Origin of the sequence: Chitinophaga sp., assembly GCF_035564935.1 — a bacterium.
Lineage (GTDB): Bacteria > Bacteroidota > Bacteroidia > Chitinophagales > Chitinophagaceae > Chitinophaga.
In genome coordinates this window covers 1-3,885 of record NZ_DATMTE010000213.1, presented here as the reverse complement: position 1 = coordinate 3,885, position 3,885 = coordinate 1, and the positions used below count along the sequence as shown (strand labels likewise).

The 3,885-nt window shown below is 42.8% G+C and carries 4 protein-coding genes; 3 read left to right on the top strand and 1 reads right to left on the bottom strand.

Going from position 1 to position 3,885, the window contains the following annotated elements:
• From VN105_RS05575 to VN105_RS05565, 3 genes are all read left to right on the top strand, one after another.
• Positions 1-651: polysaccharide deacetylase family protein (locus VN105_RS05575; RefSeq protein ID WP_325638757.1), on the top strand; the 651-nt coding region annotated here is incomplete at its 5' end.
• 99 nt (positions 652-750) lie between these two features.
• On the top strand, positions 751-1,011 hold the full coding sequence (locus VN105_RS05570; protein ID WP_325638755.1) for a zinc ribbon domain-containing protein: 261 nt from the start codon (positions 751-753) through the stop codon (positions 1,009-1,011).
• A gap of 51 nt (positions 1,012-1,062) precedes the next feature.
• Positions 1,063-1,884 carry a universal stress protein gene (locus VN105_RS05565; RefSeq protein WP_325638753.1) on the top strand — a complete coding sequence of 274 codons (822 nt, stop codon included), beginning with the start codon at positions 1,063-1,065 and terminating at the stop codon, positions 1,882-1,884.
• A 75-nt stretch (positions 1,885-1,959) separates the two neighbouring features.
• Here the strand turns inward: VN105_RS05565 and VN105_RS05560 are convergent.
• The coding region (locus VN105_RS05560) for a cation-transporting P-type ATPase (protein WP_325638751.1) at positions 1,960-3,885 on the bottom strand (1,926 nt) is incomplete at its 5' end.

Genomic DNA, 3,885 nt, shown 5'->3' with positions numbered 1-3,885 from the left:
TATCACAATATTTATGAAGGGGGAAATCATACAAACGACTTAATGCACATTAGCAGTAAGCAGTTTAATGATCAACTGAAGGCGCTTTCGGACAGTGGTTATCATACTATATTGCCGGATGAGTTAATAGCCTGTTTAACGGGGAATACCAGGTTGCCTGCCAAAGCATTCATAATCACTTTTGATGATTCACATAGCGAACATTTTTCTATAGCCGATTCGCTATTGCGCCATTATGGATTCAGGGGTGTCTTTTTTGTAATGACGGTCACCATTGGCAAGCCTGGTTATTTATCCGGGGAACAGATAAGGATGCTTGCAGACCAGGGACATGTTATCGGGGCGCATACCTGGGACCATCCGCATTTATACGCTACCGGCAGCATGGATTGGAAAAAGCAGTTGAGCCGCCCGAAGCTAACATTGGAAAGAATTACAGGTAAACCGGTATGCTATTTTGCTTATCCTTTTGGAGAGTGGAATGACAGCATTATCAATCAGTTGAAATCAAATGGTTACAGGGCTGCTTTCCAGCTAAACGGAAGGCGGGGAGATGCCTTGTATACTATAAAGCGTATGATGGCAAACGGACGATGGTCCGGGGCGAGGTTACAACAGGAAATGGCGGTGTTCAACAGGGAAACCAGGTAGTGCTGCCTGCTAGGGGATGGAGATCAGGATGGGGCATGACGGTAGTCATTCGTGTTGTTAGCTATTGATGTTACCTTCATCATGACAAAAATAAAGGGTATGGAAAATAATAAAATTTGCCAGAGCTGCGGTATGCCATTGGACAATGCCACCCTTTTGGGAACGGAAACAGATGGTACTCCCAGCCATGAATACTGTAAATATTGTTACCAACACGGGGAATTTACGCATCCGGGTTTATCGCTCGACGATATGAAAGCAAATATGATCCGTGTAATGGATAAGCAAAAATTGCCGGAAGATATACTGGAAGCAACCATTAGCCGGCTACCGCATTTGAAAAGATGGAAAATGGAATAAATGTAAATCATTATTACCCGTTTATAGCTAATTAATTTAAATAACAACAATATGAAAAAAATACTTTTGGCCCTGGATGCTGATCATTTTTCCAAAGGGGCTTTGGAATTTGCGGGCAGGTTAAACGAAATCTCACCACTGCTGCTGGTGGGCACTTTTTTGCCTAAAATGGATTTCTCGCCTTCATGGAATTCTGCCCTTCTTACCGGCTCCGTTTTTGAACCTACGCTGGAAAGCTATAGTGATGAACTGGTAGTGGAAAACATAGTGATATTTGAGAAAGAATGCGTCCGGAGGCATATTGAATACAGGGTGCATAAAGCGGCATATGATTCATCTTTGGAAGATCTGAGAAGAGAAACACGGTTTGCCGATCTGCTGATACTGGGAAGCGAGAAGTTCTACGAGAACCTGGGTACTGAAACGCCTAACGAATATCTGAAACTGGCCTTGCATAACGCGGAATGCCCGGTATTACTAGTTCCGGAGAAAACCTGTTTTCCCGAAAGTGTTGTGCTTGCCTATGATGGCAGTGAGCAATCTGCATTTGCAATTAAATCTTTTTGCAACCTGATGCCTGAGCTTTCCTTTAAGAAAGCGGTGCTCGTATACGCAACTAATAAGGAAAGCAAAGATATCCCTGAGGTGCAACTGGTGGAAGAATTGGTAGCAAGGCATTTTACTGATCTCACCATTCATAAACTGGAGGGGGATCCGAAAAAATATTTCGATACCTGGATAGCAGATATTGAGAAGCCACTGCTGGTGTGTGGATCTTTTGGCCGTTCACCACTTTCTGAATTAATCAGGAAAAGTTTCGCTACTGAAGCAATAAATGAACATGTCATGCCGGTGTTTATTGCGCATGAATAAAGAGGAATATATTTTATGCTGATGTTGAGAATGAAGTAATGCGTCTTCACCTGTATGGAAAGGCGCATTATCTTATTAAATAACCCAGCCCCACTTTTTTATGAGCCTTATAATAACAATAGCTAAAATTGTGCATAATATTACAATGCTCCAGTCTTTCCCGCCTATTTCCACAATTTGCAGCACTTTTTGTACCGGCGTGATCCAATAAGCAGCCAGTAGGATCCCAATGCAACACGCTATTGAATACCATATGGCCTGGTTACGAAATACATCTGTTTTATGAAATGCGATCCCCCTTTTAAAAGTCATATTGAATACCTGGAATAGCTGGGTAAGGATTAATGTATAGAACAAAATATTGTTGTATGCCCTGTTACTTGGTGCCCCGTTATGAACTAACAGATAGCTGATGGCCACAGCTCCCAGGGTGGCGAGGGTGATTATAAATGAATACGTAAATATAGCAATCCATCTTTTTTTGTCAATTATTGGGGTCCCTGCAGGATGAGGTTTTTGCTGCATAACCTGATTACCGCTGTTGCTTACGCCGAGGGCAAGTGCGGGCATGGCATCTGTCAGGAAATTGATAAATAAGATCTGTAACGGGAAAAGCTGGAAGGGCAGGTTGAATAACGAGCAAATAGAAATTACGAGCAGTTCACTCAGGTTGCAGGATAGGAGGAAAATTACAAATTTCCTGATATTTTCAAGTATGATCCGGCCCTGTTTAACAGCAGATACAATAGCAGTAAAGGAATCATCTTTAAGGATGATATCTGCCGCCTCTCTGGCTACCTGGGTTCCTTTTATGCCCATGGCAATGCCAATGTCGGCTTGTTTCAGGGCCGGGGCATCATTCACCCCATCCCCGGTCATGGCTACTATCATTTTTTCATCTTGCAGAACAGTAACCAACTGCTGTTTCTGATCCGGGCTAACCCTGGCGAAAACACTGGTGTTCAGCCATTTTACCCGGTCGCTCGCTGTTAACTGATCATAAGGTTTCATCCTGCTGCCGGGCATCACTTTTTCTTCACGGGTGGTTATACCTAACTGCAATGCAATATTTTTTGCGGTTTCCGGATGATCCCCTGTTATCATGATCACTCTTATACCTGCTTCTTTACACTCTTTGATTGCTTCTTTCACACCTGCTGCCGGAGGATCACTGAAACCAATAATTCCGGCCAGTGTTAGCTCATGCGTAAAAGATACTTCCTGTTTTACTGTTTCCCTGTAAGCAAATGCCAGCATCCGGAAGCCGGATTGCGCGTATTTTACGGCAATAGTATTCCATTGTTCTTTCTGTTTGGGGCCCATCTGGCTTTTACCATTTTTATCTTCCACGGAACTGCAATATTCCAGTATATCCTCCACGGCGCCTTTGGCCGCCACATAATAAAGCTGATCCGGGTTTCTCTTGTGTCGCGTAAACATAACCCTTGTTTCTGAAGAGAAAGGTATTTCATCTGTTTTGATGAATTGTTGCTGGTATTTTGTTGAGCTTAGGCCTGAGGCGTGTATCATTTTAAGCAGGGCTATTTCCAATGGATCCCCCGAAACTATTGAATGATTGCCGTTAAATTGATAGCTTGCCGTGGTGCATAATGCGGATATATTGCATAAATGAGTATAGGCAGTTGTTTCAGAGATGCACTTGTTTTCTGTCCAAAGCATAGAAGTGCCTGCGGAATTAATGCTTACATGAGCAGTTAGACCGGCTGCATGAATAAGTGATACTTCTATTTTGTTTTGCGTAAGCGTGCCCGTTTTATCCGTGCAGATAACATTTGTTCCGCCAAGTGTTTCAACAGCCGACATCTTTTTTATAATGACGTTATGTTTTGCCATCCGGAGTATACCAAAAGAAAGCACCAATGTGGTTACAACAGGTAATCCTTCAGGAATAGCCGCAACAAATAAAGCTATTGCGATCTTTATTATTGTTATAACGGGCGTTCCGTAAAGGAAGCTACCGGTGAATATTATCAGGATTAA

Coding starts and splice junctions, on each gene's coding strand:
- VN105_RS05570 (WP_325638755.1), top strand. CDS start 751: ATGGAAAATAATAAAATTTGCCAGAGCTGCGGTATGCCATTGGACAAT.
- VN105_RS05565 (WP_325638753.1), top strand. CDS start 1,063: ATGAAAAAAATACTTTTGGCCCTGGATGCTGATCATTTTTCCAAAGGG.